This window comes from Solimonas flava DSM 18980, from assembly GCF_000426685.1.
Taxonomy (GTDB): Bacteria; Pseudomonadota; Gammaproteobacteria; order Nevskiales; family Nevskiaceae; genus Solimonas; species Solimonas flava.
Genome location: NZ_AUFV01000029.1, coordinates 1 through 2,151 on the forward strand (window position 1 = coordinate 1; position 2,151 = coordinate 2,151).

The window sequence follows — 2,151 nt, forward strand, 5'->3', positions numbered from 1 at the left end:
TACTTCAACGCGCTGCCAGCACGGCTGGTGGCTTAACCCGGCAGAGCATCACTTATAAATCCGGGAAAGCTGCCCGACAAAGCGGGGCCACTTCTCAGCTCATTGGATTTTTCTCCAGGCACGACGTTGCTGCTCTTTGCGTTGACTGATCGATCGACTGCAAATCTATATTCGGCTTCTGTGTTGTGGAGATTAGGCCACGAGCCCTGATGACATACGCGCATCCGACCCTCATTCGTTAGTCGGCCTCGATGGGCCTGCCAATTAGCCAGGTTCGTCGGATGACGGTCAGACCGTCAGCATCAAAGAGAGCAGGCGTCAGTTGGGTTGATAACTCTGATGATGTGCCAGAAGTGCCCATGCAATGCGGGCATGTTTGTTGGCCAGTGCAACAGCGGTTTTGTTCCAGCCTCTCCGGGATTTTAGTGATTCAGCCCAGCGGCTCCGTTGGTCGGTGCGGCGAGCCGTTCGTGTCAATTCGCTACGCGCCCCGTGAACAAGCAGCGTTCGAAGGTAACGGTCTCCTCGCTTGGTAATGTGACCGAGTCGAGAAACGCCGCCGGTGCTGTTTTGGGATGGGACCAAGCCCAGCCAAGCAGCGAACTGCCGGCCATTTTTGAAATCCCGGCCATCGCCGACGGTAGCCACCAGCGCTGACGCCGTGACCACGCCTATGCCCGGCACTTCTGCGAGGCGAGCCGCTGCCGCATCGTCCCGGATGAAAGTTCTGAGGCGCTGGTCAAGCTCCAGAATCCGATCGTGCATACGGCCAAGTTCGACATAGAGTGCGTCAAGGGATTCCCAAGCCAGACCGGGGATCTCCTCGGCGAAGCGTTGCCTGATTTCAGACCATTGTCGTTTGAAATGATCTGCTCCTCGCGCCGTGACGATGCCAAACTCAGCCAACAATGCACGCAGTTGATTGATGGTTCGGGTATGGTCGGTGACGACGGCTGACCGAATCCGATGGACCATGATGAGCGCCTGCTGGTCAGCGGACTTGATCGGAACAAATCGCATGCTCGGACGCCCAGCCGCCTCGCAAATTGCTTCGGCATCGTTGGTGTCGTTCTTTCCAGAACGCCCCTGTCTCCGATATGGCGCAACGAATCGTGGATCGATGATGCGGGGCTCGTGTCCCATCGCGCGAAGCGACCGCGCCCAGTGGTGGGCGCCGGTGCCAGATTCCATCGCAATCACTGCTCGATTTTGCGTCGAAAAGAAGATCAACAGCTCACTGCGAGCCATGGTCTTGCGCAAGACCACACGCTCGGCGGCGTCCACGCCACAGACGGCGAAACTGCTCTTTGCCAAATCCAGACCGAAGCGGATAATCGTTGACATGGCATGGGCCTCCTCACTGTTCGTTTGGAACTTCGACCTCCCCATTCTGGCTCCTGGAAGTCGTCAGAATGGGGAGGTCCATGTCATTCGTTCGTCATGTTGGACGTCACCCAATTAAGAAGTTTGCCGCGCAGGGTCGGCGTGTATAAAGCCTTGCGGTCCGTGGTAGAAGCGAAGCGCGATAGCGCGCCGCATAAGCGAGCTTGATGCGGACACGCTCCCGCGCTTTGCCCAAGGACGCTGCGGATTCACACCCGCCGACCCGTCGAAGCGTGGCGAACATTTGAGAGTTCGGAGGCCAACATGTCGAACAAGTCGTTCAAGCGGACGCCACAATCTTCGGTGCCGAAATGGTCCTTCGGTAGCGCGCCGCTTAACTCCATGCGTTAGAGGGCAAGGCAACATGCGCCTATCTTCTATAGAGGCTGTTTCTACCGGCCTTGTGGTATTGGCCATCGTTTCATGTGCCGGCTTGTTTTCACCAATGTACGCGCTCGGCAACCAGCAGTGGCCTCGTACTTACGATGCGTTTGTTACCAGCGCATTCTTATCTTCAACGGTTCTTGGTTGGCTGGTTTCTGGCGTTGCATATAGCAGTCAACAAACTCGAACTCGCTTGGTCATCGCTCTGGTGGCACTAATTCCGCTTCTCGGCATTTTTCTCAGACTTTTCACCAGTGGGGGCATCTAAATGCCCTCTAACCAGGCATTCAAGCGGACGGGACGGTTCCTACGGTTTAGTGGACACCCTGAACTAACCCTTCAGGAGTCCTCAGATGCCGATGCCAGGCCCAAGAACGACGTATC

The 2,151-nt window shown here is 56.7% G+C and carries 1 protein-coding gene; it reads right to left on the reverse strand.

Features of this window, described 5'->3' with window-relative positions; genetic code table 11:
- Positions 1-318 precede the first annotated feature (318 nt).
- Entirely contained in the window at positions 319-1,344 is a 1,026-nt protein-coding gene (locus K343_RS24275) for an IS110 family RNA-guided transposase (protein ID WP_084615987.1), read from the reverse strand.
- Positions 1,345-2,151 lie beyond the last annotated feature (807 nt).

Excerpts from the sequence above, each read along its gene's own strand:
- K343_RS24275 (WP_084615987.1), bottom strand. The coding sequence starts at position 1,344 with ATGTCAACGATTATCCGCTTCGGTCTGGATTTGGCAAAGAGCAGTTTC.